The organism is Halorubrum sp. GN12_10-3_MGM, from assembly GCF_005435235.1.
GTDB lineage: Archaea > Halobacteriota > Halobacteria > Halobacteriales > Haloferacaceae > Halorubrum > Halorubrum ezzemoulense.
Window position 1 is genome coordinate 65,337 of the sequence record NZ_SGUB01000007.1, and the last position, 22,668, is coordinate 88,004.

Consider the following 22,668-nt stretch of genomic DNA (forward strand, 5'->3'; position numbering starts at 1 on the left):
TGGCACGAGTAGCCGCACGCGGACGTGGAGCCCGCCCGATCTGCGGGTCTCCCACCCGTAGTTTTGTATCGCGGTTACGAGGGGTTCCCCATGGAGTTTCCCGACCGTTCCGAGGTCGACGGGCTCATCGATCCGCAGCCCCTGCCGGAGTTCGCGCGGGTCCGGTACGAGCCGCGGGCCGAGCGCCTTGACGGGGTCGCGGAGACGGCGCGCGAAGAGCTGGACGAACTCGCGCTCGACGGCCTCGACTCGGGCGCCACCGTGGCCGTCGGGGTCGGCAGCCGCGGGATCGACCGGATCGACGAGGTCGCGGCGGCGGTCGTCGAGCGGATCGCCGAGCGCGGCTTCGAGCCCGTGGTGGTGCCGGCGATGGGGAGCCACGGCGGCGCGACTCCGGAGGGGCAACGAGAGGTGCTGGCGGCGCTCGGAGTCACCGAGGAGCGCGTCGGCGCGCCCATCGACGCGCGGATGGGAGCCGAGCGGCTGGCGACGGCGGGCGTCGGCGACGCCGACCTGCCGGTGTACTTCTCCGAGGCGGCGCTCGCGGCCGACGCCGTCATCGTGGTGAACCGGGTGAAGGCTCACACCAACTTCACGGGGGAGATCGAGAGCGGGCTGACGAAGATGACGGTCGTCGGGCTCGGTAAGCAGCGCGGGGCGAAGTCGTTCCACTCGACGGCGCTCGCCGAGGGGTACGTCGAGACGCTGACGGCCGCGCTCGACGTGATCGAGGAGGAGACTCCCCTCGTCGGGGGAATCGCGCTCGTCGAGAACTTCGAGGAGGAGATCGGTCACCTGGAGGCCGTCCCGGCGGGGTCGTTCCTCGCCCGGGAACCGGAGCTGTTGGAGCGCGCGAACGACGAGATGCCGACGCTCCCCGTCGACGACGTGGACCTCCTGGTCGTCGACGAGATCGGGAAGGAGATATCAGGGGCGGGGATGGACACGAACGTCATCGGGCGGTACCGCGTCCTCAACGCGCCCGACCCGGAGACGCCCGACGTCGACCTCATCTACGTCCGCGGGCTCACCGAGGCGACGAAGGGGAACGGCAACGGGATCGGGCTCGCGGACCTCACCCGGCGGTCGGCCGTCGACCAACTGGACCTGAAGAAGTCGTACGTGAACGCGCTCACGAGCGGGTCGCTCGCGAAGTCGAAGCTCCCCGTCGTGGCGCCCGACGACGAGTTCGGGCTCCGGACCGCGGCGGCTGCGTTGGGGGCGTACGACCCCGAGACCGCCCGGATCGTCTGGATCCGAAACACGCAGGACCTCGGCGAGTACCGCGTCTCCGACGCCGTGGTCGACGACCTCCCGGAAGGGGCTGACGTGGTCGGCCGCGAGACGGTCGCGTTCGAGGACGGGACGGCGCGGTTCGAGGCGGCGGGCGGCGACGCATCGGGCGCCTGACGCCCAGTACGGCCGCGTCGAGCGTGTCGGTCGCTCCGCCGCTTGCCTGCAAGAAAATGTTTTCACGGCGTACGCGGGATAGGAGAGACATGGACCTACAGATCGACGGGAACGCGGCGCTCGTCACCGCATCGTCCAGCGGGCTCGGCAAGGCATCGGCGAAGGCGCTGGCGCGGGAGGGCGTCGACGTCGTCATCAACGGCCGTGACGAGGAGCGACTGGCGGCCGCGAAAGAGGAGATCGAGGCGGTCGCGACCGGCGAGGTCGTCGCACAGCCGGCCGACCTGACGGACGCCGCCGAGGTCACCGCACTCGTGGAGGCGACCGTCGACGAGTTCGGCACTGTCGACCACCTCGTGACGAGCGCCGGCGGCCCTCCTTCCGGCTCGTTCCTCGACACCGACGACGAGGACTGGCAGCACGCCTACGACCTGCTCGTGATGAGCGTCGTCCGGCTGGCGCGGGAGTCGTATCCCCACCTCAGGGAGGGCGACGGCGGCACCATCGTGAACATCACCTCCCGCAGCGTGAAGGAAGCCATCGACAGCCTCGTGCTGTCGAACGCGGTCCGGATGGGCGTCATCGGGCTGGAGAAGACCCTCTCGAAGGAGTTCGCTCCGGAGGTGCGCGCGAACGCGGTCCTGCCGGGCCCCCACGAGACGACCCGGATCCGGGACCTCGTCGAGGCCGCCGTCGAGCGGGGCGAGTACGACTCCTACGAGGAGGGGCTCGACGACTGGGCGGGGAACCCCCTCGAACGCATCGGCGACCCGATGGAGCTCGGCAACACGGTCGCGTTCCTCTCGTCGCCGAAGTCCGGCTACGTCAACGGTACCGCGCTCCCGATCGACGGCGGCTCCACCGGAGCGAACCTATGAAGCCGGTTGCGTTCGACGAGGCGGAGACGTACGAGCCGGAGGAGGGCTGGCGGCGCGTGTCGATGGCGGGCAGCGACCGGTTCTCCTTCGAGTGGTTCGAGAAGCCGCCGGGCCACAGCTCGCCGATGCACGACCACGAGAACGAGCAGGTGTGCCTCTGTCTGGAGGGCGAGCTGACCGTCGCGACCGAGGACGACGAGGTGACGCTTCAGAAGAACGACTCCGTCCTCTTAGCGCCCAACGAGCCCCACCGCGTCGAGAACACGGGCGACGAGCTCGCCGTCGGCCTCGACGTGTTCGCGCCCGGACGCTCGTTCGACTTCTGGACCGACCGCGAGGAGTGAGATGAGTGGACCGAGGACGAGATGAAGTACCTCGCGCGCACGGCGACCGGCAACCCCCTGCTCGGCGACGAGACGGGGTACGTCCCGCTCGGCGCCGTCGAGCCCGACCTCGAGACGGTCCGCGACGCGCTCCCCCGAGCTGCCGCGGGGACGCTCGGCAGCGTCGCCAGCGCGACGGCCGACCCCGTCCCGGCGGCCGACCTGTCGTTCGGCGCGCCGCTGGCGTCGTTCGGGAAGCTGTGGGGGATCGGCCTGAACTACGCGGAACACGCCGGCGATCTCGACGAGGAGCGCCCGACGGAGCCGGCGAGCTTCATGAAACCGTTGTCGGCCCTGACCGGGCCGGACGGCCCGATCCGCCTGCCGCCGCGGTCGCAGAGCGAACGGGTGACCGCCGAGGCGGAGCTGGCCGTCGTGATGGGCCGGACGTGCCGGGGCGTCGACGAGGGCGAGGTGAGCGACGTGATCGCCGGCTTTCTGCCCGTGATCGACATGACCGCGGAGGACGTGCTCCAGCAGAACCCCCGGTTCCTCACCCGGGCAAAGAGCTACGACACGTTCCTCGTGCCCGGCGCCGCGATCGCGGTGCTGGAGGGGCCGCTCGACCTCGACGGGCTCTCGGTGCGCACCGAGGTCAACGGGGAGGTGCGGGCCGAAAACGAGATCCGTAACATGCTGTTCCCGCCGGCGGAGATCGTCTCGTTCCACGCCGACGCGATGACGCTGGAACCGGGGGACCTGTTCAGCACGGGGACGCCCGGCGCGGCGCCGATCGCCCCCGGCGACGAGGTGCGGGCGGTCGTCGAGTCGATCGGGTCCGTCACCGCGCCGGTGACCCGGTAGGCGAGCGCCGACCCGACGCGGACGCGATCCCGGCTCACCGACAGCGTTTTTCGACGGCGCCGCCGAGCGGGGACGTGAACGTTCGGGGGCCGATCGTCTCCGTCGGGGAGGCGCGGACGGTGTCGACGTCGTACGGCGAGCGCGACCTCCGCGAGGTGCGGGTCCGGCCCGACCGCGGCGCGGGCGACCCGGTCGACGTGACGCTGTGGGGGAAGTGGACAGAGGTCGCCGAACACGCGGAGCCGGGGATGGAACTGCTCGTCACCGACCCCGAGGAGGACGAGTACCGCGGGGAGACGGGGTACGCGACGACCGACGAGTCGTGGGTCGTCCTCGAACCCGACTTCCTCGTCGACGTGACTGGCATCCGGTCGTGGGTCCAGTGCCCGCGGATGTACTACCTGAACAAACTGTCGGGGATTCCGCTCAACTACCCCGTCGTCAAGGGGACCATCGTCCACGAGGTGTTCGGCGACCTGCTCCGCGGGATGGACCTCGACGAGTCGGTCGCGGAGCGCGTGGCCGAGGCGGGCCTCGAACTTGGCCTCCTCGGCTACGAGACCGCGGAGGTGGAAGACGAGGTGCGGCGCAACGCCGCCGCGGTCGAGGGGTGGCTCGCGCAGGGGACGCTCGCCGACGAGGACACGTGGCGCTCGGAGTTCTCCCTCATCTCGCCCACGTTCGGGCTGAAGGGGCGCGCGGACGCGCTCCGGCGCGGCACGCCGGTCGAACTGAAGACGGGGAAGAACACCAAGCGGGAGCCGCGGTTCCACGACAAGGTGCAGGCGGCCTGCTACGCGCTCATGCTCGACGAGCGCGGCGTCGACCCGGACATCGGGACGCTGCTATACACGAAGAACACGGCCTTGGACCGCAACGAGGAGTCGGGCGACCTCGCGCCGGCCAAGGAGTTCACCGTCGGCCGGGGGTTCCTGGAGTTCGTCGTCCGCGAGCGAAACGCCCTCGCGGCCGCCGAGTGGCGCGCGCTCAACGAGGCCGGCGAGCGCCCCGCGGTGCCGACGGGGTACGAGGCCGACGCGACCTGCAGCTACTGCTTCGAGCAGGACGCCTGTATGGTCGTCTCCGGCCGGCTCGACCAGGAGTCGAAGGCGGGCCAGATCGGGACGCCGGTGCCCGAGGAGGAGCGCGACTACTTCGACCGGTTCTACGTCGCCCTCGAAGAGGAGCGCCGCGAGACTCACGCGGAGTACCGGAAGCTGTGGGAGCAGACGCCCGAAGAGCGCGCGGCCGACGACCGCGCGCTGATCGGCTTGGAGCCGGTCGCGCAGACGGAGATCGACGACGCCCGGTGGGAGCTTCGCGCGAAGAAGCCGGGCGACGCCGTCTCGAAGCTCCGCGAGGGCGACGTGGCGCTCGCGAGCGACGGCGACCCCGTCTCCGGCCACGCGGAACTGGGCCGGATCACAGCCCTCGGGAGCGACGAGGTCGTCGTCGAGACGGACGAGCCGGTGGAGCTGCGGCGGCTCGACGTCTACCCCTCCGAGATCTCCGTCGACCGCTCGCTGACCGCGCTCCACGACGCCGTCCTGAAGGGCGATCCCGACCGCAAGGACGTGATATTCGGCCGGCGGAACCCGTCGTTCCGGGACCCGGCCGAGCGCCCACCGGGCAGCCCCGGAGCCGACGACCCGGACGCGCCCGACGCCTACATCGACAACAACGCGGCGCAGAACGAGGCGGTCGAACTCGCGGTCGACGCCGAGGACTGCGCGCTGATCCACGGCCCGCCGGGGACGGGGAAGACGTACACAATCGCCCGGACGATCCGCGCGCTGGTCGCGGAGGGGAACCGGGTGCTGCTCTCCGCGTTCACGAACCGCGCGGTCGACAACGCGCTGGAGGCGCTCCGCGACCAGGGGTTCGACGACGTGCTTCGAGTGGGAACCGAGACCGGCGTCCGCGAGGACATGCGGGACGTGCGGCTCGTCCAGCGCGGCGAGCCGAACGCGAAGGCCGCCGAGTTGCGGGACGCGCCGGTCGTCGCCGCGACGACGGCGGCCTGCGGTTCCCGCGTCATGCGCGAGTGCGAGTTCGACGTGGCTCTCGTCGACGAGGCCTCCCAGCTCACCGAGCCCGGGACCCACGCCGCCGTCAACCTCGCCGACCGGTTCGTCCTCGTCGGCGACCACGAGCAGCTCCCGCCGGTCGTCCGCGCGGAGAACGACCTCCGGACCTCGCTCTTCCAGCGGCTCATCGAGACGTACCCCGACGCGAGCGTGATGCTCGACCGGCAGTACCGGATGAGCCAGCGGATCCAGGCGTTCGCCTCCGCGGAGTTCTACGACGGCGCGCTCCGCCCCGCGACCCCCGAGGTGGCCGGGCAGACGCTCGCGGACCTCGGCGTCGACCCCGACGCGCTCGCGCCCGACCTGACCGGCGGCGTCGGGTTCGTCGACCCGGACGGCGAGCGCGACGGGAACCGGAACGTCCGCGAGGCGGAGCGCGTCGCCGCGATCGCCGACGCCTACGTCGCCGCCGGCGTCGACCCCGACGACATCGGCGTGATCGCCCCCTTCCGGGCGCAGGTCGCGGAGATCGGCCGCCGGACCGACGTGACGGTCGACACCGTCGACCGCTTCCAAGGCTCCTCGAAAGAGGTGATACTCGTCTCGCTCGTCGCGACCGGCGACCTCGACGGGCCGATATTCGAGGACCACCGGCGGATGAACGTCGCGCTCACCAGGGCGAAAAAGCAGTTGACGCTGGTGGGCGACGCCGACGCCCTCGCCACGGACCCCTTCTACGCCCGGATGCTCGACTGGGCGCGGAGGTGAGGAGCGACCCTACGACTCGTCCGCGTCGGTGACGATCCCCGGCTCCTTGCTCGCGATCACGACGATCCGGTCGGTGAGGTCCTCGATCGTGTTCGCGAGCTCGTCCAACAGGATCGCGAGCTCGCGGTAGACGAGCGGCTCCTCGATCGCGTCGTCGGCGAACGCGGTCTCGATGGCGTCGTTGCGCAGCTCGTCGCACTCGCTCTCGAGGGCGCGGATCGACTCGATCCCCTCGGCGAGCGTCTCGGTGGCGTCGGCGCGCGCGAGCCCCCTGACGAACCCCTCGACGACCTCGGCGAGGACTTCGGTCATCTCGGCGATCCGGGCGGCCATCTCGCGCATGTCGGCGAACGGCTCGACGCCCGCGGCCGGGCGCATCATGGCAACCTCCTGGACGATCCGCTCGGTGTGGTTCGCGACCACGTCCAGCTCGTTGTAGAAGTCGAGCAGCGCGGACTCGTTGAAGTTGATCCGGGTGTTCAGCAGGCCGATGTCGTCCGGCCCGGCGTCGGTGATGAGCCCGGTGAGCCCGCGGACGAGGTCGTCGCACTCGCTCTCGACGGCGGCTATCTCGTCGACCGTGTCGCGGGACGCGCCCTCGCTCGCGTACTCGTCGAGCGCCCGCGGGAGGAGGGCGACGCAGTCGTCGATCCGGTCGAGGTACGCGACCGTTTGGGTCTCGAGCCGTTCCCCGAAGTCGGCGTCGGTGGACATGTGCGAACCCACGCGCGTCGGCGGTAAAGAGGTTCCCTCGCGTGTCGTCGATCGTGAGGGTCAGGCGGTCGCACGCCGCGGATCGGCGGTGCCGCGGACCCGCGTCCTACAGCTCGGCGGCGGCGTCGAGCGCCGCCTCGACCTCCGGGGCGTCGAACCACTCGCGGTCGGTGTACGCGTTCGCGCCGGCCGCGTACAGGTCCGAGACCGCGTCCACGACCGCCGGCGGGAGCGGGTCGGGGTCCGGGTCGCAGAGCTCGCGCCAGTCGTCGATGTCGCGGTCGGCGACCGCGTCCTTCGCCTCGCCGACGGCCGCGACCCAGTCGGGGTCGTTCGCCTTGTACCACTGGCGGACGACCTCCTTCGAGATCCCGCGGCCGCCGTACGAGAACCGGTTCTCGTCGAAAGTGCCGACCACGTCGGCGACCCGGAGTTCGCCGTCGACGTAGAGGCACTCGATCTTGCCGTCCTCGTGGACGAACCCGGTCGCCTCGGCGCGCTCGGTGACGACGCGGTTCACGTCGCGCGCGAGCGATTCGAGAGCGTCGACGGCGGCGGCGCCCGCGATCTCGTCGGCCTCCGCCCGGGTGAGATAGCGGTCCTGCTGCTCGTACTTCGTCGAGAACTCCACGACCGGCTCCGGGAGGTCGACCGGCTCGGCGGGCCAGTCGCCGTCGGCGAGGTCGTCGAGCCCGAGGTCGGCGGGCTCGGCGCGCTTCCGCAGGCTGGACCCGACGGGGACCCGGTTGCGGAAGACGACCTCCAGCGGGACGAGGTAGTTCCCCCCGCCCGCGGCGTGGAATGCCTCGTAGTCGTAGCCGGCGTGGGGCCCCTCGTACGACAGGTCGGGCACCTGCGTCAGGTCGATGGCCATCTCGGTGGGCGGCGCGGTCGCCTCGGCGAGGGGGACGGGGTCGGGCTCGGTCCCGTCGTCCGCGACGGTACCCGGGTCCACGACCCCGCGGTAGTGGGTCGGGACGCCCGCGTCCTCCAGTAGTTCGAAGTTGAACGCGCCCATCGCGCAGAGGCTCGCCCCCTTGTGGGGGATCGCGTCGGGCATCTGTCCCCAGTCGAACACCGAGTAGGCGTCGGTGAAGGCGAACCGACCTCGGCCGAGTCCGTCGGCGGTCGCCGGCTCGTCGACGCGGAATTCCTTGACGCTCGTCATGACTCACACCGCGACCGCCTCCCACATGAACCTTTCAGTTACGTGCGTACCTCGGACATGTTTTCCGAGGTTTGATCCACATATGTGCGGTATCTCGGTCGCGATGTGGACCGGCGCCCGCGCGCTCGCATCGAAAGCGACACCGGGATCCGCCCCCCAGTCCGGGGCATGAACGATGCGCGCGAGGTCGTCGTCCTCCGGTACGGCCACCGGCCGGGGCGCGACGACCGCATGACGACGCACGTCGGGCTCACGGCGCGGGCGCTCGGGGCCGACCGGGTGATCTTCCCCGACAACGCGGGCCAGTCGGCGGAGACGGTCCGCGACATCACCGGCCGGTTCGGCGGGCCGTTCGCCGTCGAACTGCGCGACGACCAGAAGGCGATCGTCCGGGAGTTCGACGGGGTCGTGGTCCACCTCACGATGTACGGCGAGCGCGTCCAAGACGTGGAGGCGGCCGTCCGGGAGGCGGTCGGGCTCGACGAACCAGAAGCGCCCGAGGAGTCGTCGCCGCCGCGCGACCTCCTCGTCGTCGTCGGCGGCGAGAAGGTGCCGTGGGCGCTGTACGAGCGCGCCGACTTCAACGTGGGCGTGACGAACCAGCCGCACTCGGAGGTCGCGGGGCTCGCCGTCTTCCTCGACCGCCTGTTCGACGGGGCGGAACTCGGCCGCGAGTGGGTCGACGCCGACCGGCGCGTCGTCCCGGAGGCGACCGGGAAGACGGTGATCGACGCGGGGACCGAAACCGACAGCGCCGGGGACGACGAGGCCGGAGACGACAGCCCCGGGAACGACCGAGCGTCCGAGCGCCGCGACTGACCCGGCTACTCTCCCGCGTCGCCGCGCTCGGCGTCTCGCTCGACGACCTCCGGAGTCCCGCTCAGGATGCCGCGGAGCCCCGACATCGGCTCGCCGACGGTGACCCCGTGCTCCGTGATCTTGAACTCGCGGATCGTCCGCTCGAAGTCGCTCGTCCGCTTCTTTAACACGCCGATCGCCTTGCGGAGCTCGCCGCCGACCTCTAGGTGCCGGAGGAAGAGGATGTTGTCGGCGAGGTAGCTGATGTTCTCCATGGTCGCGCGGAACTCCCCCGTGACGTTCCGCGTCTCGTCGATGAAGAGGCCGGTGACGCCCGCGTTCTTGAGATAGCGGCCGAGCGCGTGCATCTGCTGGAGCATCTGCTCTTTCTCGCCGCGCAGGGTCAGCCGATACCCGGAGATGCCGTCGATCATGACGATGTCGGCCCCCTCCTCCTCGACCTCGTCGCGGACCATGCGGGCGAACTCCTGTGGCGACCGCTCTAACGCCTCCACCTCCGTCACCTGAAGCGTCCCCTTCGCCAGCATCTCGTCGACGGGGATGTTGACCGCGCGCGACCGGGCGAGGAACGTCTCCCGGTTCTCCTCGAACAGGTAGATCACGGAGCGTTCCCCGCGGCCCGCGGCCTCCTTCATGAACTGGGTGCTGAGCGTCGTCTTCCCCACGCCGGTCGGGCCGCTCACGATGGTGACGGTGCCGCGCTCGATCCCGCCGTGGAGCAGCTCGTCGACCTCGGGGATCCCCGACGAGACCTGCTCGAACGCCAGCTCCTCGTCCCGCGTGCCGGGCTGGAGCGCGGGAAAAACCTCCATTCCCGCGTCGGTGATCCGGTAGGCGTGGTCCCCGCTCTGCGTCGACGACCCCCGGAACTTGGGGACGCTGACCGTCTTGCCGTACGCCCCCGCGTCGAGCCGGACCGTCCCGTCCGTGATGAACTCGAGGTCGTCTGTCGGGAGCGACCGCGTGTTCTGGACGGTGAACAGCACGGTCGCCCCCCTGTCTTTCAGGAACCGCATGAATCCGACCACCTGCTTGCGGAACTGGTAGTCGTCCGAGAGGAGGAACCGGAGCTGCGTCAGCGGGTCGACCACCACCCGGTCGGGGTCGACCGCCGTCACGCCCTCGACGATCCGCTCGGTCAGCGGCTCTCGCTCGACCTCCGAGGGCGCGAACACCTCGTACGACTCGTCCTCGACGAACGCGTCCGCGCCCGGGCTCAGGTCGAGGAACTCGATCGAATCGGTGTCGAAGCCGAGCGCGTCAGCGTTCGCCTTCAGGTCGCGGAGGTCCTCTTCGAGGTTGACGAAGAGCGCCGTCTCCCCCTCGTCCACGCCCCGCTGGAGGAAGTGGAACCCCAGAATGGTCTTCCCGCTCCCGGCCTGTCCGCGGACCATGTAGCTCCGCGTGGGGACGAGCCCGCCCGACAGCACTTCGTCGAGGCCGTCGACGCCGGTCGACGCCCGCTCGGATAGCGACGTTGTCATACCGTGGTACTCGCCCCCGACCGTGATATATATGGGGTAGTTCTTAGTGGCTCCCCGACTCAGATACGACGAGATGGATTCGAAGTCGGACGCGGAGTCCGGGGGCGATGACGGCGGCGGGCCCCCGGACCGCCCCGCCGGGGACGACGCCGGCCCCGCTCTCTCCCGGGCCCCCGACGGCGACCGCGCGACGGTCCTCCTCCTGATGGACGCCGACCGCGACCGCGGGCTCCTGTCCGACGCGCTGTCCGACCGGTACGCCGTTCGGACCGCCGAGTCGCCGGACGCGCTGAACGGCGAGTTCGACTGCTGTCTCCTCGACGCCGGCGCCTTCGAGGCCGCCGCGGACGCGATCGACGCTCGACGCGAGCGCGCCGAGCCCGCGTTCCTGCCGTTCGTACTGCTGGTGAGCGAAGGGTCGCGGGCGGGGCTCGGCCACGCCGCGTGGGAGCGCGTCGACGACGTCATCGAACTCCCGGTCGGACGCCGGGCGCTCGTGACGCGCGTCTCGAACCTGGTCGAGCGGCGGCGGACGTCGCTCCGGTTCCGGCGGACCGTCGCGGACCTGCGGCGCAAAGAGCGGGCGATGGACGAGGCGCCCGTCGGGATCACCCTCGCGCGGGCGACCGACGGCGACGACAGCCCGCTCGTGTACCACAACCGGGAGTTCGAGGAGCTGACCGGCTACGGCGACGAGATCCTCGGCGAGGACTGTCGGTTCCTTCAGGGCCCCGACACCGGCGAGGAATCCCGGGCGAGGATACGGCGGGCGCTCGACGAGGACCGACCGGTCGAGGTCGACATCCTCAATTATCGGGCGAACGGCCAGAAGTTCTGGAACCGGCTCTCCATCGCGCCGCTGCGCGACAAGGAGGGGAACGTGACGAGCTACGTCGGATTCCAGGCCGACATCACCGAGCGGAAGATCCGCGAGCGGCGGCTGGAGGTGATGGCCCGAGTGCTCAACCACAACCTCCGGAACAAGATGAACCTCATCGAGGGGTACGCGGACCTCCTCCGCGACGACCCCGACGAGGAGTCTCGGCGTCGGTCGCTGGACGTCATCGCCGAGACGGCCTCGGACCTCACCGGGATCGCGGGCGCCGTCCAGACCGTCGACGAGACGGTCTCACCGCCCGGGCTCGACGCCCCGATCAACCTCCGAGACGAACTGGTCGAGCTCCGAGACCGGCTCCGCAGCCGCTACCCGGACGCGTCGGTGACCATATCGCTACCCGACGACGGACCGATAGAGACGACCGCCGTGGGCCTGCCCGTCGCCGTCTCCGAGGCGGCCGAGAACGCGGTGAAGCACAACGACGCGGCGACGCCGTCGGTCGAGGTGCGCGTCGAGCGCCGTCCGCCGGAGTGGATCGCGATCGAAGTCGAGGACGACGGTCCGGGGATCCCGGACCACGAGACGCAGGTGCTGGAGGCTGGCGAGACCTCGCTGACCCACGCGGACCGGCTCGGCATATGGCTCATGTACTGGGTCGTCGCCAAGGCGGGCGGCGAGTTCGACATCGACACCGACGGTGAGGGGACGACGGTCCGCCTGGAAGTCCCGGTGCGGCCCTGAGTCGGCCGATACACCGAGCCGCTTCCCCTACAGTGTCCGCTTCGAGCGGAGCCGCGCGAGCCGCGTCCGGGCCTCCTGCCGGCTCGTCCCGCGAACCCGCCCCGTCTCGGCGTCGGCCATGGAGACGAAGGAGAGCCGGTCGAGGAGCGGGGGCCAGTCGCCGGCGCCCGCGGCGTCACCGGCGAACGCGACCGCGTTGGCGAGCCCCTCGCGCTCCTCGCTTCCGACCCGGGCGACCAGCGCGTCCGCGGCCCGCCGCCCGCCGGCGACGGAGAGCCGATCGCCGACCGTCGCGGGGACCCACGCCGGGAGGAGCAACAGCCAACACAGGACGCCGGCGGCCGCGTACGCCCACGACGGGATGCGCTCGCGGTCCGGCTCGTACCCGTGGATCCGGTTGACGCGCCGGTCGGCGGCGGTCCGGTCGCCGCGGCGTCCCACGAGCAGCGTCGCGAGCAGCGCCGCGGTCTCGACGGCCGCCAGCGCCGGCAGCGTCGCGGTGGTGAGGAGGGCCCGCCGCGTCCGGAGCCGGACGAGCGCGTGGCGCAACGCCGCGTCGCGGTCCGCCTTCGGCAGGGCGAGCAGCCGCGTGGAGACCACCAGTCGCGCCCCGCGGTAGCCGTCCGTGACGGCGACGTTCGCGGCGTCGGCGCGGACCGCGGTCACCGGCGGCGCGTCGACGCCGACCTCGCCCGCGAGGTGTTCGACGCGGTCGGCGACGAAGTCCGCGCGGCGGTCGTCTAGGTCGGCACGGGGGAGCCGCGCGATCCGCCTGTCGACGAGCGCGGGACCGAGGAGCGCGGAGAGCGCGGGGCCGACGGCGACGGCCGCGAGCAGCCCGCCCGGCGCGCCGAGCGGGACGGTCCCGAGCCCGCCGGGGCCGAGCAGCGCGGCGAGCGGAACCAGCGGGACCGCCGCCAGCACGACCGGGACCGCGAGGAGCGCCAGGGCGCCGAGCGCGCGTCGCCCCCGTCCGTCGACCGAGTCCGCCATACGGGCGAGTGTGAGTGACGGCGCGTAAAGCTCTGCCGGACCCGCGGGTCCGTCGGCGGCGGCGCAGGGCCCGCTTTTCGGGCGGGCGGGACGCGTCGCGACCGCGCCTTTCGGAGGTTTTAACCGGATTCCACCACCAGTTTCCCGTAATGGCTTTTGAGGATCTACTGAACGACCCCGTCATCCAGAAGTACCTCCACGAGCTGGTGGGGCCGACGGGGATGCCGGTCGCGGCCGCGCCGCCCGACGGCGAGGTCACCGACGAGGAGCTGGCCGAGGAGCTCGGCTTGGAGCTCAACGACGTGCGGCGCGCGCTGTTCATCCTGTACGAGAACGACCTGGCGACGTACCGCCGCGTCCGCGACGAGGACTCCGGCTGGCTCACGTACCTGTGGACGTTCCACTACGACAACATCCCGGAGAACCTCCAGGAAGAGATGTACCGACTGCTCGAGGCCCTAGAGGAGCGCGAGGAGTACGAGCGCACCCACGAGTTCTACCTCTGTGAGGTGTGTTCGATCCGCTTCGAGTTCGGCGAGGCGATGGACTTCGGCTTCGAGTGCCCCGAGTGCGGCTCGCCGCTGGAGGCGATGGAGAACGACCGGCTCCGCGAGGCGATGGACCGGCGCATCGAGGAGCTGCGCGACGAGCTCAACGCGGACGTGACCGCCTGATGGTCGTCCTCGCAACCAAGTGCTACGTCGAGGGCGACGCCCGCGACCGCGCGCTCGACGGCATGGACTCGCTCGTCGCCAACGACGTCGGCGAACTCGACGTCGACTGGCAGGTGGGCGTTCGGGACGACGAGTTCGTCCAAGTGGACGTGACCGGGGAGGACGCCCCGGTCGCGCGCAACGTCCTCGGGGAGACGTGGGGCGAGGTCGTCGCCCACGACGGCGGCCTCGAAGCGGGCGAGACGTACGTCGGAACCCTCGAATCGTGGGACGACGTGGGTATCACCCTCGATGCCGGCGTCGACGTGTTCGTCCCCGCCGACGAGCTGGGGCTCGGCGTCGGCTCGCCGGAGCAGGTCGTCGAGCGGTTCGGGCTCGTCCAGCACCTCCCGGTGCGGTTCGTCTACGGCGGCGATCCGGGCGACCCGGACGCGGACCAGAGCCGGCTCGCCGACGCCGAGCGCGACCGGCTGTACGACTGGCAGCGCGGCGACGGCCGGGTGAACGTCAACTCGGCGACCCGCGGCGAGACGCGGGCGACGGTGAACCGCGCGGGCCACGCGCAGGACATCGTCACCGTCGAGCGGTTGGGACTCCTCGAACAGAGCATCGTCTGCGCGGAAGGGACCGACCCGCCGGGACTGCTCGCCGCCATCGGCTCGTACCTCCCGGCCGAGATGCGCTGCGTCGTCTAACCTGATCACACGTGAACAGACGCTTCGCGCTCGCGGTGGCGGCGATCGCTCTCCTCGCGGTCAGCGCCGGCTGTCTCGGCTACGCGACCGGCGGCGGCGAGGTGACGAACGAGACGCTCGACGCCGAGCCGCCGCACGGGTACGACTTTGACACGGACCGCGACGCCGCGTTCAACCTCACCACGGACGCCAGGTACACCGTCGTGTACGCGGTCGACGACCGGGAGGAGATCCGGCTGTACCGGCAGACGCCGTACGCCGGCGACCAGCCGCTGGAGTTCGAGGCGTTCCGCTACCAGTACCCCGACGGGGAAGTGATCACGGGCAGCGAGTTCCGCGCCCGCGGCGGCGAGATCGAGCGCACGACCGACGAGACCTGGATCCGCTTCGCCGACGACATGAGCGGCGGGAAGGCGGCCTTCGCCGGTGCCGGGTCCCCGCGACGGTTCAGCATGCGCGCGTACGTCGAGGGGTCGTACGCGGTGACGCTGCCGCCGCAGTTCAGCACGGAGGTGCCGATCGTCGGCCACGTGTCGCCGCGCGATCACGCGGTCGAGACGGTCGGCGACCGCGACCGGATCGTCTGGGAGGAGGTGACGAGCGGCTCGATCGTCGTCCAGTCGTACCGCGAGGGCGACCTCGTGGTGTTCGGCGTCATCCTCGTCATCGGCGCGGTCGCCGCGGTCGCCGGGACGCTCTACTTCCGGCGACAGCTGGAGGCGCTCCGCCAGCGCCGCCGCGACCTCGGACTGGGCGTCTACGAGGACGACGACGACGATGACGGCCTGCTCTAACGGGCGCGACCGGCCGCCGTCGTCGGGGCGTCAGCCCGCGCCGCGGTCCTTTTCTACCACGCGCCGCTTGAGACTGGTATGAACGCCGCCGTCGTCACCGTCGGGGACGAGCTCCTCGTCGGCGACACCGAGAACACGAACGCCACCTGGCTCTGCGACCGCCTCGACGCCCGGGGCGTCGCGGTCCGGCGGGTGACCGTCGTCCCGGACGAGGTCGCCGAGATCGCGCGCGTCGTCAACGAGTACCACGCCGAGTACGACGCGGTGATCGTCACCGGCGGCCTCGGGCCGACGCACGACGACGTGACGATGGAGGCGGTCGCGGCCGCGTTCGGGCGCGGCCTCGAAGCGAACGCGGAGGCGACCGCGTGGCTCGCCGACCGCGGGTACAGCGGCGACGACCTCGCCGCCGAGACGACGCACCTCCCGGCCGACTGCCGACCGCTGCCGAACGAGGCCGGGGTGGCGCCGGGCGCCGTCGTCGAGTCCGTCTACGTCCTTCCGGGAGTCCCGGACGAGATGAAAGCGATGTTCGATCTGGTCGAAGACGAGTTCGCGGGGACGCCGACCCACGTGCTCACGGTCGACGTCGACGAGCCGGAGAGCGATCTGCTCGACCGGTTCGCGTCGCTGCGCGAGCGGTTCGACGTGCGGGTCGGCTCGTATCCGGGCGAGGTCGTGACCGTGAAGATCACGGCCGAGAGCGAGGCGGAGGCCGAGCGCGCGGCGGCGTGGATCCGCGAGCGGACCGACGCGGTCGAGGAGCGGTCCGCCTGAGCGTGTAGGGAGGGCAGACGGTCGGCGGCCGAGGCGGGGCTACCGGTAGAGGTACGCGATCCACACGACGACGAGGGCGAGGCTCGCGAGCAGGATCGCGCCCGCGGTCGCGCTGATCGGCAGCGGCTCCGTCACGGCGGCTTCGAGGATCATATCTCGGCGTTGTTCTGGGGGCGTCTTAAGTATTGATTCTCGGACGAGAGGGGGCAGACCGACGGACGAGCACCGCGGCAGGGGTACGAAAACGGGACCGGGAGACGTGGGCGTGTGGCAGCTACCGCGGGAGGGATCCAGTCCCGATGAGACGAGCAGGTTACCGATGGCGGGCTCGTTCCACCGGCGGTGACAGCTACGAGCGGACACGTGTTGAGTGCCGTGTCCCGGTGTTGAGGGCCTTTATGTGCCGGTCCGACCGACGGTTCCGGGCGCCCGCGCGCTCCGGCCCGGACGCGTCTCGCTTAAGGGGCCGGCGCGGCGAACTATTTGTCATGCACGTGGGGATCGCGGTGAACCCGGTCGCCGGGATGGGCGGCCGCGTCGGACTGAAGGGGACCGACGGGAAGGTGACCGAGGCGGTCGAGCGCGGCGCGGAGCCGCGGGCGCCGGACCGGGCGCGGCGGATGCTGGAGCGACTGGCCGCGGTGGAACCCGACGCCGCCGTCTCCGTAGCCGCGGACCCAATGGGCGAGTCGGTCGTCCGCGGGGCGGGCTTCGACCCGGCCCGCGTCGTCGACCCGTTCGACGGCGAGCCGCCGGCGTCGACGGCGACGACCGCGGCGCACACCGCGGCGGTCGTCCGGGCGTTCGCGGGGATCGACGGAGGCGGAGGGACCGGGGCTCGGGGCGACGCGACCGCCCCCGCCGACCCCGTCGACCTCGTCCTGTTCGTCGGCGGCGACGGCACCGCGGCAGACGTCGCGGCGGCGCTGGAGGGGACCGACGTGCCGATGCTCGGCGTCCCCGCCGGCGTGAAGGTGTACTCGTCGGTGTTCGCGGTGTCGCCGGAGGACGCCGCCGAGGTCGCCGCCTCGTTCTCGCGGACCGAGCGCCGCGAGGTGATGGACATCGACGAGGACGCCTACCGCGAGGGCGAGGTCCACCCGGAGCTGCGGGGTGTCGCGCACGTGCCGGTCGCCGACGACCTCCAGTCCTCCAAGCAGACGGCGAGCGGGACCGTCGAGTCGCTGGCGGAGGGGGTCGCGGCCGACATCCGCGAGCGCGACGGCGAGGGCGTCGCGTTCGTCCTCGGCCCGGGGTCGACCGTCGGCGCGATCAAGGACGAGCTCGGCTTCGAGCCCTCCCCGATCGGCGTCGACGTCTGGCGCGACGGCGAGGTGGTGGTGCGGGACGCCACGGAGGCGGAGATCCTCGGCGCGCTCGGCGAGGAGAACGTGATCGTCGTCTCGCCGATCGGCGGGCAGGGGTTCGTCTTCGGCCGCGGCAACCCGCAGGTATCGCCGGCCGTGATCCGGCGCTGCGACCTCCGGATCGTCGCCTCGCGCGCGAAGCTCGACGACGTGCGCGCGCTCCGCGTCGACACCGACGACCCCGACCTCGACGAGGAACTGGCGGGGTGGGTTCGCGTCCGCGTCGGGAAGTTCGAGACGCGGATGATGAAGATCGTCTGAACTCCACCCGGAGGGTCGCCGAACGCCGGCCGCGCTCGACTCCGCGGAGACGGACAGCCCTTTGTCGGTGGCTGCGCCGGAGGCCGTATGGGACGCGAGAAGGAACGGATGTTGGCCGGCGAGGCGTACGACCCCTCGGCTCCCGAGCTGGTCGCCGATCGTAAGCGCGCGCGGGACCGCTGTCGCCGGTACAACGCCACCGCGCCGACGGAGGCCGACCGCCGCGACCGCCTGCTCTCCGAGCTGTTCGGAGCCGTCGAGGGCGACGCGACCGTCGTGCCGCCGTTCCGCTGCGACTACGGCTACAACGTCGGGGTCGGCGACGGCTTCTTCGCGAACTACGGCTGCGTCGTCCTAGACGTCGCGCCGGTCGCGTTCGGCAAGAACTGCCTGCTCGGGCCGGGGGTCCACGTGTACACCGCGACGCACCCGATCGACCCCGCGGAGCGCGCCGCGGGCCGCGAGTTCGGCGACCCCGTGACCGTCGGCGACGACGCCTGGATCGGGGGACGGGCGGTGATCACGCCCGGGGTCGAGATCGGGGACGGCGCGGTCGTCGCCGCGGGAGCCGTCGTCGTCGACGACGTGCCGGCGCGGACGGTGGTCGGCGGCAACCCGGCCGAGGAGATCCGAGAAATCGACGACGAGTGACCGTTACGCGGCGTCAGTCCAGCGCGTCGGCCAGCGCCGGCGCGACGCTGACGACGCTACAGCCGCGCTCGACGGTGTCGCTGCCGAGGATCCGGTCGACGCCGGCGGCGCGGAGCTTCGTCACCGCGTTGGCGGCGAGCACCGGGTGGACGCAGGCGGTCAGCACCCGCGCCGCACCGCGGTCGGTGAGGACGGCGACCGACTCGCTCATCGTCGACCCGGTCGCGATGATGTCGTCGACGACGACCACGTCGCGGTCGGCGACGCTCGCGTCGGAGGGCGACACCGCGACGGCACCGGTCTCGCGGTCGCGGTGCTTCTCGAAGTAGTCCGTCTCGCCGGCACCGTACGCGTCGCGGACGGCCGCGGCCACGTCGGTGGCGCCCTCGTCGGGCGCGAGGAAGAGCGGGTCGTCGAGGTCGGCGGGGAGCGGGTCGGCGAGGACGCCGGCCGCGTCGACCGCCTCGACAGGGACGTCGAAGAAGTCGGCGACGGTCGACTCGTGGGGGTTGACGAGGCGGACGCGGTCGGTCCCGGTCGAGATCGCCTTCGCCATCGCGCGGGCGGAGACGGGTTCTCCGTCGCCGAAGGAGTCGTCCTGGCGGGCGTACCCCATATAGGGGACAACGGTGGTCACGTCCGTCGCGCCGGCCTCGCGGACGGCGTCCTGGAGCTGGAGCAGTTCGACCCACGCCTCGTCGGAGTCGGTCGCGGCGACGATCACGGCCTCGTCGGCGTCGAAGTCGGGCACCGCGGCGAGCCCCTCCCCATCCGGGAACCGGTCGTAGGTCGGGGTCGCGAGCGCCCGGCCCGTCTCCGCGGCGAGCGCCGCCGCGAGCTGCTGCGAGCTGGACCCGGGTACGATCATGGGCGACCGTTCCGCGGACTCCGGTAAACCAGTTTCCTTACCGCGCGACGCCGCGCGCCACGCGAGCGCGACCCACACCGCCCCCACAGGGGCGGATATTTACGGGCGCGGCGGGTACGAGCGCCCAATGACTGACACCGAAGCCGGCGCGCGCGTCGGGCTCCCCTGCCCGTCGTGTTCGCCCGCCGAGCCGACCGTCCACGAGGTCCTCAGCCCGGGCGGGCAGGCCACCGTGCGCTGTACCGAGTGCGACCACACCCACAAGACCGAGATCCCCGAGGACGAGACCGTCGCCGTGACGGTCGTCGTCTCGCAGGACGGCGACTCGTTCACCACGACGATGGACGTGCCCGCCGAAGGCGACGTGGGCACCGGCGAGGAGTTCGTCGTCGACACCGACGAGGCGCTGATGCAGGTGCGGATCACGGGGATCGAACTCGGCCCCGAGAACCGCGTCGAGGAAGCGGACATCACGGACGTGGAGACGCTGTGGACCCGCGCGGTCGACAACGTCGCGGTCCCGGTCACGCTCCACCCGAAGGACGGGGACGCGGACCAGACCCGGTCGCTGCGCGTGAACGTCCCCGGCGACTACGAGTTCACCGTCGACGAGACGGTGGAGTTCGGCGAGGAGGAGTTCACCGTCGAGGGGCTCCACATCCGCGAGGACGCGCCCGAGTACCGCCACGAGAAACTCGACCACCCCGGCGACCTCGCTTACGCGAAGGACCTCAAGCGGATCTACGCCCGCGACGAGACGCTCGCCGCGTGGTCGGCCTGGTAGGAGACGATCACCGTACCGTCGGCCCGGTAGGAGGCGATCACCGTACCGTCGGCTCGGCGAGACTGATCGCCGATCGCTGAGTCGCCGACGGCCGCGACCACTCCCCGCGGCGATCCTCATACTAACATAAACAATTATGAAGGATACGCACGTTGCCTGTGACGTGCCACCCGTAGTACACGACTGACGCACGCTCGACGGCGGGGACGACGACCGGTCCCGGCGGTCCGAGCACGCGCGAGGCGACGCCGACCGAACAGCCCACCGACCGATCGGGTCCATCCGCTGACTCGGCCGCAACCGACGCTCCGGACGACCTTCCGACCGCCGCGGAGGCTGTCGCGCAGGCGGCGGGGACGTTCGACCCGTCGGACACCCGGCGGATCGCGAACGGGACCGACCGCTGGAACGAGTACGCCGGGTCGTCGCACTGACGGCGCGGCCGGATCCTTTTATTCAACGGCGCGACTACCGACGAGCGGCCGATGACGAATCACCGCTCCGAGCCGGACTCGGCACCCGGCGACGACGAGCCCTATGAGTGCCGAGGCCAGCCTTTCCGTCCGTACAGTTCGACTGGAGACGACCGCGAGTGAACCACGCTCACAGTCGCCGAGAGTGCGGCGCCGCGATGACGACGGGAGTAGCCTGACGACCGACTACGGCGGCGTCGCGTCGTCGACGGCGTCCGCGAATAGTCCGAGGAAGCCGCCGTCGTACTGTTCGTCGGCGTGATCCACGTTCCAGAGTCCCGACTCGCGGATCGCACGGCTCCGGCTGTGTCGCCCGATCCAGTCGGTCCGCCGGGGATCGACCGGCTCCCGATCGAAGTTGCTCAGGAGGGCGATAGAGTTCCGTTCGAGAACGCGCCGGTCGCTATCCGCGCCGGGTTCGTCGTCGAGGGGCACCCAGAGGAACGGCTGTTCGCGGACGAACGCGCTCACGCGCCGTTCGAGGGCGTACTCCTCGTCGCGGACCGCCGCTCGCTCGCGGTCGACGCCCGACCACCGCTCGTCCCAGTCGGGGTAGTCCTCGCGGAGGCCGTACTTCTCGATGATCGCTTCACCGACGCGCTTGCGATATACGGACGCGCGGTGAGCGCCGCCGTGAGGATGGTTTGAGCTTCCGCTGCCCGTGCCGTAGTGCTGTTTCAGTCTGTCCCAGAGGGTCGTGCTGCTCCCCGCGGACACCGCGTGCGTCCCCACGCGGGTGACGCGTGACTAGTCGGTCGAAGCGCGCGTTTCGCCCGGGGCGAGGAAGAAGTAGATGCCCCGGTCGGGCCAGTCCATGTACCCGGTACACTCCTTGAGCTTCCGCGGTCCGCCGACCCGGCGCGCGAGGTCGTCGAGCAGGTCGTAGAAGCGATCGAGGTCGGCCCGGCGAGTCATCCCTACGGCCCGATCGCCCCGGCGTCGAAAGAGTCTGATCACTCGACCCGGGTGGCTCGGCGCCCGGGGAACAGCGTCGCTCGGCCGCCGAGCGGACGAACCGTTTTCAGGTCGCCGCGCGAGTCGACCCCCATGGACCACCGCTGTCCGGACTGCGGCGTCACGATGGAGGAGGTCGAGTTCAGCATGGGCGACGCGTGGAACGCGCACGTCAGGACCGGCGAGAAACGGTCAGGGCTCCTCGGGAAGCTCGGCATGAACGAGCGCAAGGAGCTGACGACCGTGATGTGTCCGGAGTGCGGGCTTGTGCGTCACTACGCCGAGTTCGAGGAGTGACGCGGGGTCGGCGGGCGCCGCCGCGGACTCGCCCGTTCCGAAGCCGTCATGCCGCTCGCTCGTGAACGGCGGGTATGGACGAGCAATCGACCGACGAGTACACGCGGCTCGTGGCGGAGAACGGGCTCGCGCTCCTGTTCACGAACCGAGTGCGGGCGCGGGTCGTCGCGGCGCTATTTTACGCGTCCGAGCCGCTGCCGGTCGATCGGATCGCCGAGGGCGCGGGCGTCGACCGGACTGTCGTCCACGAGGCGCTCGACGGACTCGAACGGTTCGGAATCCTGGAGATCGATCGGACCGAGGGGCGCGACCCCGACCGATACGCGCTCGACGAATCGGACGATCTCACCGAGGCGCTCCGGGCGGTCGCGGAGCTCGCGACCGAGCGTTACCATCAGGAAGAGATCGACATCCCGAGCGACGACGAGTGAGGCCCTGCGGCGCCCCGGACGCGGGTCACTCGATCCGGACGGTCGTCTCGTCGTAGACGCCTTTTCCGGCGGGGTCGTCCACGGCGAGCCCGGCGCCGATCGTGTGTTCCCCGCGGTCGGCGGGCCGCCACTCCGTCTCCGAGACCTGGAAGCTCTGCTGCCACCGCCGGGTGAACCGTCGCCGCTCCCCGCGGTCGAGCGTGAACCGCGCTTCCGACTCCGGGAGCGGTTCGGACACCTGTGACGCGTCGCGGTGCCCGTCGACGTGCCACGTCCACGGGACCGGGGACCGCGTCCGAACGGTTACCGGGACCGGAAGCGGGTTCCGGAGCTCGATCGCCACCGGGATCGGCTCGCCCGCTTCGTACACGGTCGCCGGCGTGTCGACGCTGACGGAGACGGCCCAGCGGTGAAGCCGCGCCGGGAGCAGCCACCGTGCGAGCGTCGCCGCCGGGAGCGTCTTGGCGGCCCGAGGGCGGTGGCGTTCGACGGACTCGTTCGGCCGGAACGGGTCGTCGTCGGAGCGGTCGACGCCGTCCCGCCGACGTGAGCGAGGCATGCGTGGAGGTTCCCGCCGGGAGGAATAAGCGTGTCGTCGGGGCCGCTCCCGGGCGG

General features: G+C 71.3%; 24 protein-coding genes. 16 read left to right on the forward strand and 8 right to left on the reverse strand.

What is annotated here, in order from left to right; translation table 11 throughout:
* Nucleotides 1-90: 90 nt before the first annotated feature.
* The 5 genes from EXE47_RS07320 (at nucleotide 91) to EXE47_RS07340 (ending at nucleotide 6,270) form a co-directional block, all read left to right on the forward strand.
* Nucleotides 91-1,410 carry a DUF362 domain-containing protein gene (locus EXE47_RS07320; protein ID WP_089308160.1) on the forward strand — a complete coding sequence of 440 codons (1,320 nt, stop codon included), beginning with the start codon at nucleotides 91-93 and terminating at the stop codon, nucleotides 1,408-1,410.
* 89 nt (nucleotides 1,411-1,499) lie between these two features.
* Entirely contained in the window at nucleotides 1,500-2,288 is a 789-nt protein-coding gene (locus tag EXE47_RS07325; protein ID WP_089308161.1) for an SDR family oxidoreductase, read from the forward strand.
* Nucleotides 2,285-2,632 (forward strand): cupin domain-containing protein, encoded by a 348-nt coding sequence (locus tag EXE47_RS07330; RefSeq protein WP_089308162.1) that lies wholly within the window; start codon nucleotides 2,285-2,287, stop codon nucleotides 2,630-2,632. The genes EXE47_RS07325 and EXE47_RS07330 overlap by 4 nt, the downstream gene beginning before the upstream one ends.
* 21 nt (nucleotides 2,633-2,653) lie before the next feature.
* A complete protein-coding gene (locus EXE47_RS07335; RefSeq protein WP_089308163.1) occupies nucleotides 2,654-3,475 on the forward strand; it encodes a fumarylacetoacetate hydrolase family protein in 822 nt (273 codons plus the stop codon).
* 74 nt (nucleotides 3,476-3,549) lie between these two features.
* Nucleotides 3,550-6,270 carry an AAA domain-containing protein gene (locus tag EXE47_RS07340; protein WP_089308164.1) on the forward strand — a complete coding sequence of 907 codons (2,721 nt, stop codon included), beginning with the start codon at nucleotides 3,550-3,552 and terminating at the stop codon, nucleotides 6,268-6,270.
* 9 nt (nucleotides 6,271-6,279) lie between these two features.
* On the opposite strand, the gene EXE47_RS07345 is transcribed toward EXE47_RS07340, so the two are convergent.
* Together EXE47_RS07345 and EXE47_RS07350 are read right to left on the reverse strand one after the other, a co-directional pair.
* Nucleotides 6,280-6,984 carry a DUF47 domain-containing protein gene (locus EXE47_RS07345; RefSeq protein ID WP_089308165.1) on the reverse strand — a complete coding sequence of 235 codons (705 nt, stop codon included), beginning with the start codon at nucleotides 6,982-6,984 and terminating at the stop codon, nucleotides 6,280-6,282.
* A gap of 106 nt (nucleotides 6,985-7,090) precedes the next feature.
* Nucleotides 7,091-8,152, reverse strand: coding sequence for a phosphoribosylaminoimidazolesuccinocarboxamide synthase (locus EXE47_RS07350; protein WP_086215449.1), 1,062 nt, complete (start codon nucleotides 8,150-8,152; stop codon nucleotides 7,091-7,093).
* Between the two features lie 168 nt (nucleotides 8,153-8,320).
* Here EXE47_RS07350 and EXE47_RS07355 point away from each other — a divergent pair, with 168 nt between their 5' ends.
* On the forward strand, nucleotides 8,321-8,971 hold the full coding sequence (locus EXE47_RS07355) for a tRNA (cytidine(56)-2'-O)-methyltransferase (protein ID WP_089308400.1): 651 nt from the start codon (nucleotides 8,321-8,323) through the stop codon (nucleotides 8,969-8,971).
* 5 nt (nucleotides 8,972-8,976) lie between these two features.
* Here the strand turns inward: EXE47_RS07355 and EXE47_RS07360 are convergent, their stop codons facing one another.
* A complete protein-coding gene (locus EXE47_RS07360) occupies nucleotides 8,977-10,455 on the reverse strand; it encodes an ATPase domain-containing protein (RefSeq protein WP_086215450.1) in 1,479 nt (492 codons plus the stop codon).
* Nucleotides 10,456-10,528: 73 nt separating this feature from the next.
* Here EXE47_RS07360 and EXE47_RS07365 point away from each other — a divergent pair, with 73 nt between their 5' ends.
* The gene (locus EXE47_RS07365; protein ID WP_089308166.1) at nucleotides 10,529-12,034 is read left to right on the forward strand and encodes a PAS domain-containing protein; all 1,506 of its coding nucleotides are present in this window, start codon (nucleotides 10,529-10,531) and stop codon (nucleotides 12,032-12,034) included.
* 27 nt (nucleotides 12,035-12,061) lie between these two features.
* On the opposite strand, the gene EXE47_RS07370 is transcribed toward EXE47_RS07365, so the two are convergent.
* Nucleotides 12,062-13,027, reverse strand: a complete 966-nt coding sequence (locus EXE47_RS07370) for a hypothetical protein (protein WP_089308167.1) — start codon at nucleotides 13,025-13,027, stop codon at nucleotides 12,062-12,064.
* Between the two features lie 149 nt (nucleotides 13,028-13,176).
* Between EXE47_RS07370 and EXE47_RS07375 the strand changes: the two genes are divergently transcribed.
* The 6 genes from EXE47_RS07375 (at nucleotide 13,177) to EXE47_RS07400 (ending at nucleotide 18,246) form a co-directional block, all read left to right on the forward strand.
* Entirely contained in the window at nucleotides 13,177-13,701 is a 525-nt protein-coding gene (locus tag EXE47_RS07375; protein WP_049931644.1) for a transcription factor, read from the forward strand.
* The gene (locus tag EXE47_RS07380) at nucleotides 13,701-14,396 is read left to right on the forward strand and encodes a DUF2110 family protein (protein WP_049931645.1); all 696 of its coding nucleotides are present in this window, start codon (nucleotides 13,701-13,703) and stop codon (nucleotides 14,394-14,396) included. Before EXE47_RS07375 ends, EXE47_RS07380 begins: the two co-directional genes overlap by 1 nt.
* Before the next feature lie 11 nt (nucleotides 14,397-14,407).
* Nucleotides 14,408-15,190: a DUF5803 family protein gene (locus tag EXE47_RS07385; protein WP_086215454.1), complete on the forward strand. Its 783-nt coding sequence runs from the start codon at nucleotides 14,408-14,410 to the stop codon at nucleotides 15,188-15,190.
* A 78-nt stretch (nucleotides 15,191-15,268) separates the two neighbouring features.
* Complete coding sequence (locus EXE47_RS07390; RefSeq protein WP_089308168.1) at nucleotides 15,269-15,967, forward strand: molybdopterin-binding protein; 699 nt, start codon at nucleotides 15,269-15,271, stop codon at nucleotides 15,965-15,967.
* Nucleotides 15,968-16,455: 488 nt separating this feature from the next.
* Nucleotides 16,456-17,595, forward strand: coding sequence for an ATP-NAD kinase family protein (locus EXE47_RS07395; protein ID WP_089308169.1), 1,140 nt, complete (start codon nucleotides 16,456-16,458; stop codon nucleotides 17,593-17,595).
* An 87-nt stretch (nucleotides 17,596-17,682) separates the two neighbouring features.
* Nucleotides 17,683-18,246, forward strand: coding sequence for a maltose acetyltransferase domain-containing protein (locus tag EXE47_RS07400; RefSeq protein ID WP_049931649.1), 564 nt, complete (start codon nucleotides 17,683-17,685; stop codon nucleotides 18,244-18,246).
* Between the two features lie 13 nt (nucleotides 18,247-18,259).
* Here EXE47_RS07400 and prs read toward each other — a convergent pair whose 3' ends face one another.
* The gene (prs, locus tag EXE47_RS07405) at nucleotides 18,260-19,114 is read right to left on the reverse strand and encodes a ribose-phosphate diphosphokinase (protein ID WP_049931651.1); all 855 of its coding nucleotides are present in this window, start codon (nucleotides 19,112-19,114) and stop codon (nucleotides 18,260-18,262) included.
* Between the two features lie 127 nt (nucleotides 19,115-19,241).
* On the opposite strand from prs, the gene EXE47_RS07410 reads away from it, so the two are divergent.
* The gene (locus EXE47_RS07410; protein ID WP_089308170.1) at nucleotides 19,242-19,898 is read left to right on the forward strand and encodes an HVO_0476 family zinc finger protein; all 657 of its coding nucleotides are present in this window, start codon (nucleotides 19,242-19,244) and stop codon (nucleotides 19,896-19,898) included.
* A 659-nt stretch (nucleotides 19,899-20,557) separates the two neighbouring features.
* Here the strand turns inward: EXE47_RS07410 and EXE47_RS07415 are convergent.
* On the reverse strand, nucleotides 20,558-21,088 hold the full coding sequence (locus EXE47_RS07415) for a hypothetical protein (protein ID WP_241988245.1): 531 nt from the start codon (nucleotides 21,086-21,088) through the stop codon (nucleotides 20,558-20,560).
* Between the two features lie 30 nt (nucleotides 21,089-21,118).
* Nucleotides 21,119-21,286 carry a hypothetical protein gene (locus EXE47_RS19350; protein ID WP_241988244.1) on the reverse strand — a complete coding sequence of 56 codons (168 nt, stop codon included), beginning with the start codon at nucleotides 21,284-21,286 and terminating at the stop codon, nucleotides 21,119-21,121.
* 132 nt (nucleotides 21,287-21,418) lie between these two features.
* Here EXE47_RS19350 and EXE47_RS07420 point away from each other — a divergent pair, with 132 nt between their 5' ends.
* Together EXE47_RS07420 and EXE47_RS07425 are read left to right on the forward strand one after the other, a co-directional pair.
* A complete protein-coding gene (locus EXE47_RS07420; protein ID WP_049931656.1) occupies nucleotides 21,419-21,622 on the forward strand; it encodes a hypothetical protein in 204 nt (67 codons plus the stop codon).
* Between the two features lie 74 nt (nucleotides 21,623-21,696).
* Nucleotides 21,697-22,053 carry a GntR family transcriptional regulator gene (locus tag EXE47_RS07425; protein ID WP_049931657.1) on the forward strand — a complete coding sequence of 119 codons (357 nt, stop codon included), beginning with the start codon at nucleotides 21,697-21,699 and terminating at the stop codon, nucleotides 22,051-22,053.
* A gap of 25 nt (nucleotides 22,054-22,078) precedes the next feature.
* Here the strand turns inward: EXE47_RS07425 and EXE47_RS07430 are convergent, their stop codons facing one another.
* Nucleotides 22,079-22,612 (reverse strand): hypothetical protein, encoded by a 534-nt coding sequence (locus tag EXE47_RS07430; RefSeq protein ID WP_049931658.1) that lies wholly within the window; start codon nucleotides 22,610-22,612, stop codon nucleotides 22,079-22,081.
* Nucleotides 22,613-22,668 lie beyond the last annotated feature (56 nt).

What these genes read in the sequence shown, in the direction of transcription:
- EXE47_RS07320 (WP_089308160.1), top strand. Translation starts at nt 91, where the DNA reads ATGGAGTTTCCCGACCGTTCCGAGGTCGACGGGCTCATCGATCCGCAG.
- EXE47_RS07325 (WP_089308161.1), top strand. Translation starts at nt 1,500, where the DNA reads ATGGACCTACAGATCGACGGGAACGCGGCGCTCGTCACCGCATCGTCC.
- EXE47_RS07330 (WP_089308162.1), top strand. Translation starts at nt 2,285, where the DNA reads ATGAAGCCGGTTGCGTTCGACGAGGCGGAGACGTACGAGCCGGAGGAG.
- EXE47_RS07335 (WP_089308163.1), top strand. Translation starts at nt 2,654, where the DNA reads ATGAAGTACCTCGCGCGCACGGCGACCGGCAACCCCCTGCTCGGCGAC.
- EXE47_RS07345 (WP_089308165.1), bottom strand. Translation starts at nt 6,984, where the DNA reads ATGTCCACCGACGCCGACTTCGGGGAACGGCTCGAGACCCAAACGGTC.
- EXE47_RS07350 (WP_086215449.1), bottom strand. Translation starts at nt 8,152, where the DNA reads ATGACGAGCGTCAAGGAATTCCGCGTCGACGAGCCGGCGACCGCCGAC.
- EXE47_RS07355 (WP_089308400.1), top strand. Translation starts at nt 8,321, where the DNA reads ATGAACGATGCGCGCGAGGTCGTCGTCCTCCGGTACGGCCACCGGCCG.
- EXE47_RS07360 (WP_086215450.1), bottom strand. Translation starts at nt 10,455, where the DNA reads ATGACAACGTCGCTATCCGAGCGGGCGTCGACCGGCGTCGACGGCCTC.
- EXE47_RS07365 (WP_089308166.1), top strand. Translation starts at nt 10,529, where the DNA reads ATGGATTCGAAGTCGGACGCGGAGTCCGGGGGCGATGACGGCGGCGGG.
- EXE47_RS07370 (WP_089308167.1), bottom strand. Translation starts at nt 13,027, where the DNA reads ATGGCGGACTCGGTCGACGGACGGGGGCGACGCGCGCTCGGCGCCCTG.
- EXE47_RS07375 (WP_049931644.1), top strand. Translation starts at nt 13,177, where the DNA reads ATGGCTTTTGAGGATCTACTGAACGACCCCGTCATCCAGAAGTACCTC.
- EXE47_RS07380 (WP_049931645.1), top strand. Translation starts at nt 13,701, where the DNA reads ATGGTCGTCCTCGCAACCAAGTGCTACGTCGAGGGCGACGCCCGCGAC.
- EXE47_RS07390 (WP_089308168.1), top strand. Translation starts at nt 15,269, where the DNA reads ATGAACGCCGCCGTCGTCACCGTCGGGGACGAGCTCCTCGTCGGCGAC.
- EXE47_RS07395 (WP_089308169.1), top strand. Translation starts at nt 16,456, where the DNA reads ATGCACGTGGGGATCGCGGTGAACCCGGTCGCCGGGATGGGCGGCCGC.
- EXE47_RS07400 (WP_049931649.1), top strand. Translation starts at nt 17,683, where the DNA reads ATGGGACGCGAGAAGGAACGGATGTTGGCCGGCGAGGCGTACGACCCC.
- prs (WP_049931651.1), bottom strand. Translation starts at nt 19,114, where the DNA reads ATGATCGTACCCGGGTCCAGCTCGCAGCAGCTCGCGGCGGCGCTCGCC.
- EXE47_RS07410 (WP_089308170.1), top strand. Translation starts at nt 19,242, where the DNA reads ATGACTGACACCGAAGCCGGCGCGCGCGTCGGGCTCCCCTGCCCGTCG.
- EXE47_RS19350 (WP_241988244.1), bottom strand. Translation starts at nt 21,286, where the DNA reads ATGACTCGCCGGGCCGACCTCGATCGCTTCTACGACCTGCTCGACGAC.
- EXE47_RS07420 (WP_049931656.1), top strand. Translation starts at nt 21,419, where the DNA reads ATGGACCACCGCTGTCCGGACTGCGGCGTCACGATGGAGGAGGTCGAG.
- EXE47_RS07425 (WP_049931657.1), top strand. Translation starts at nt 21,697, where the DNA reads ATGGACGAGCAATCGACCGACGAGTACACGCGGCTCGTGGCGGAGAAC.
- EXE47_RS07430 (WP_049931658.1), bottom strand. Translation starts at nt 22,612, where the DNA reads ATGCCTCGCTCACGTCGGCGGGACGGCGTCGACCGCTCCGACGACGAC.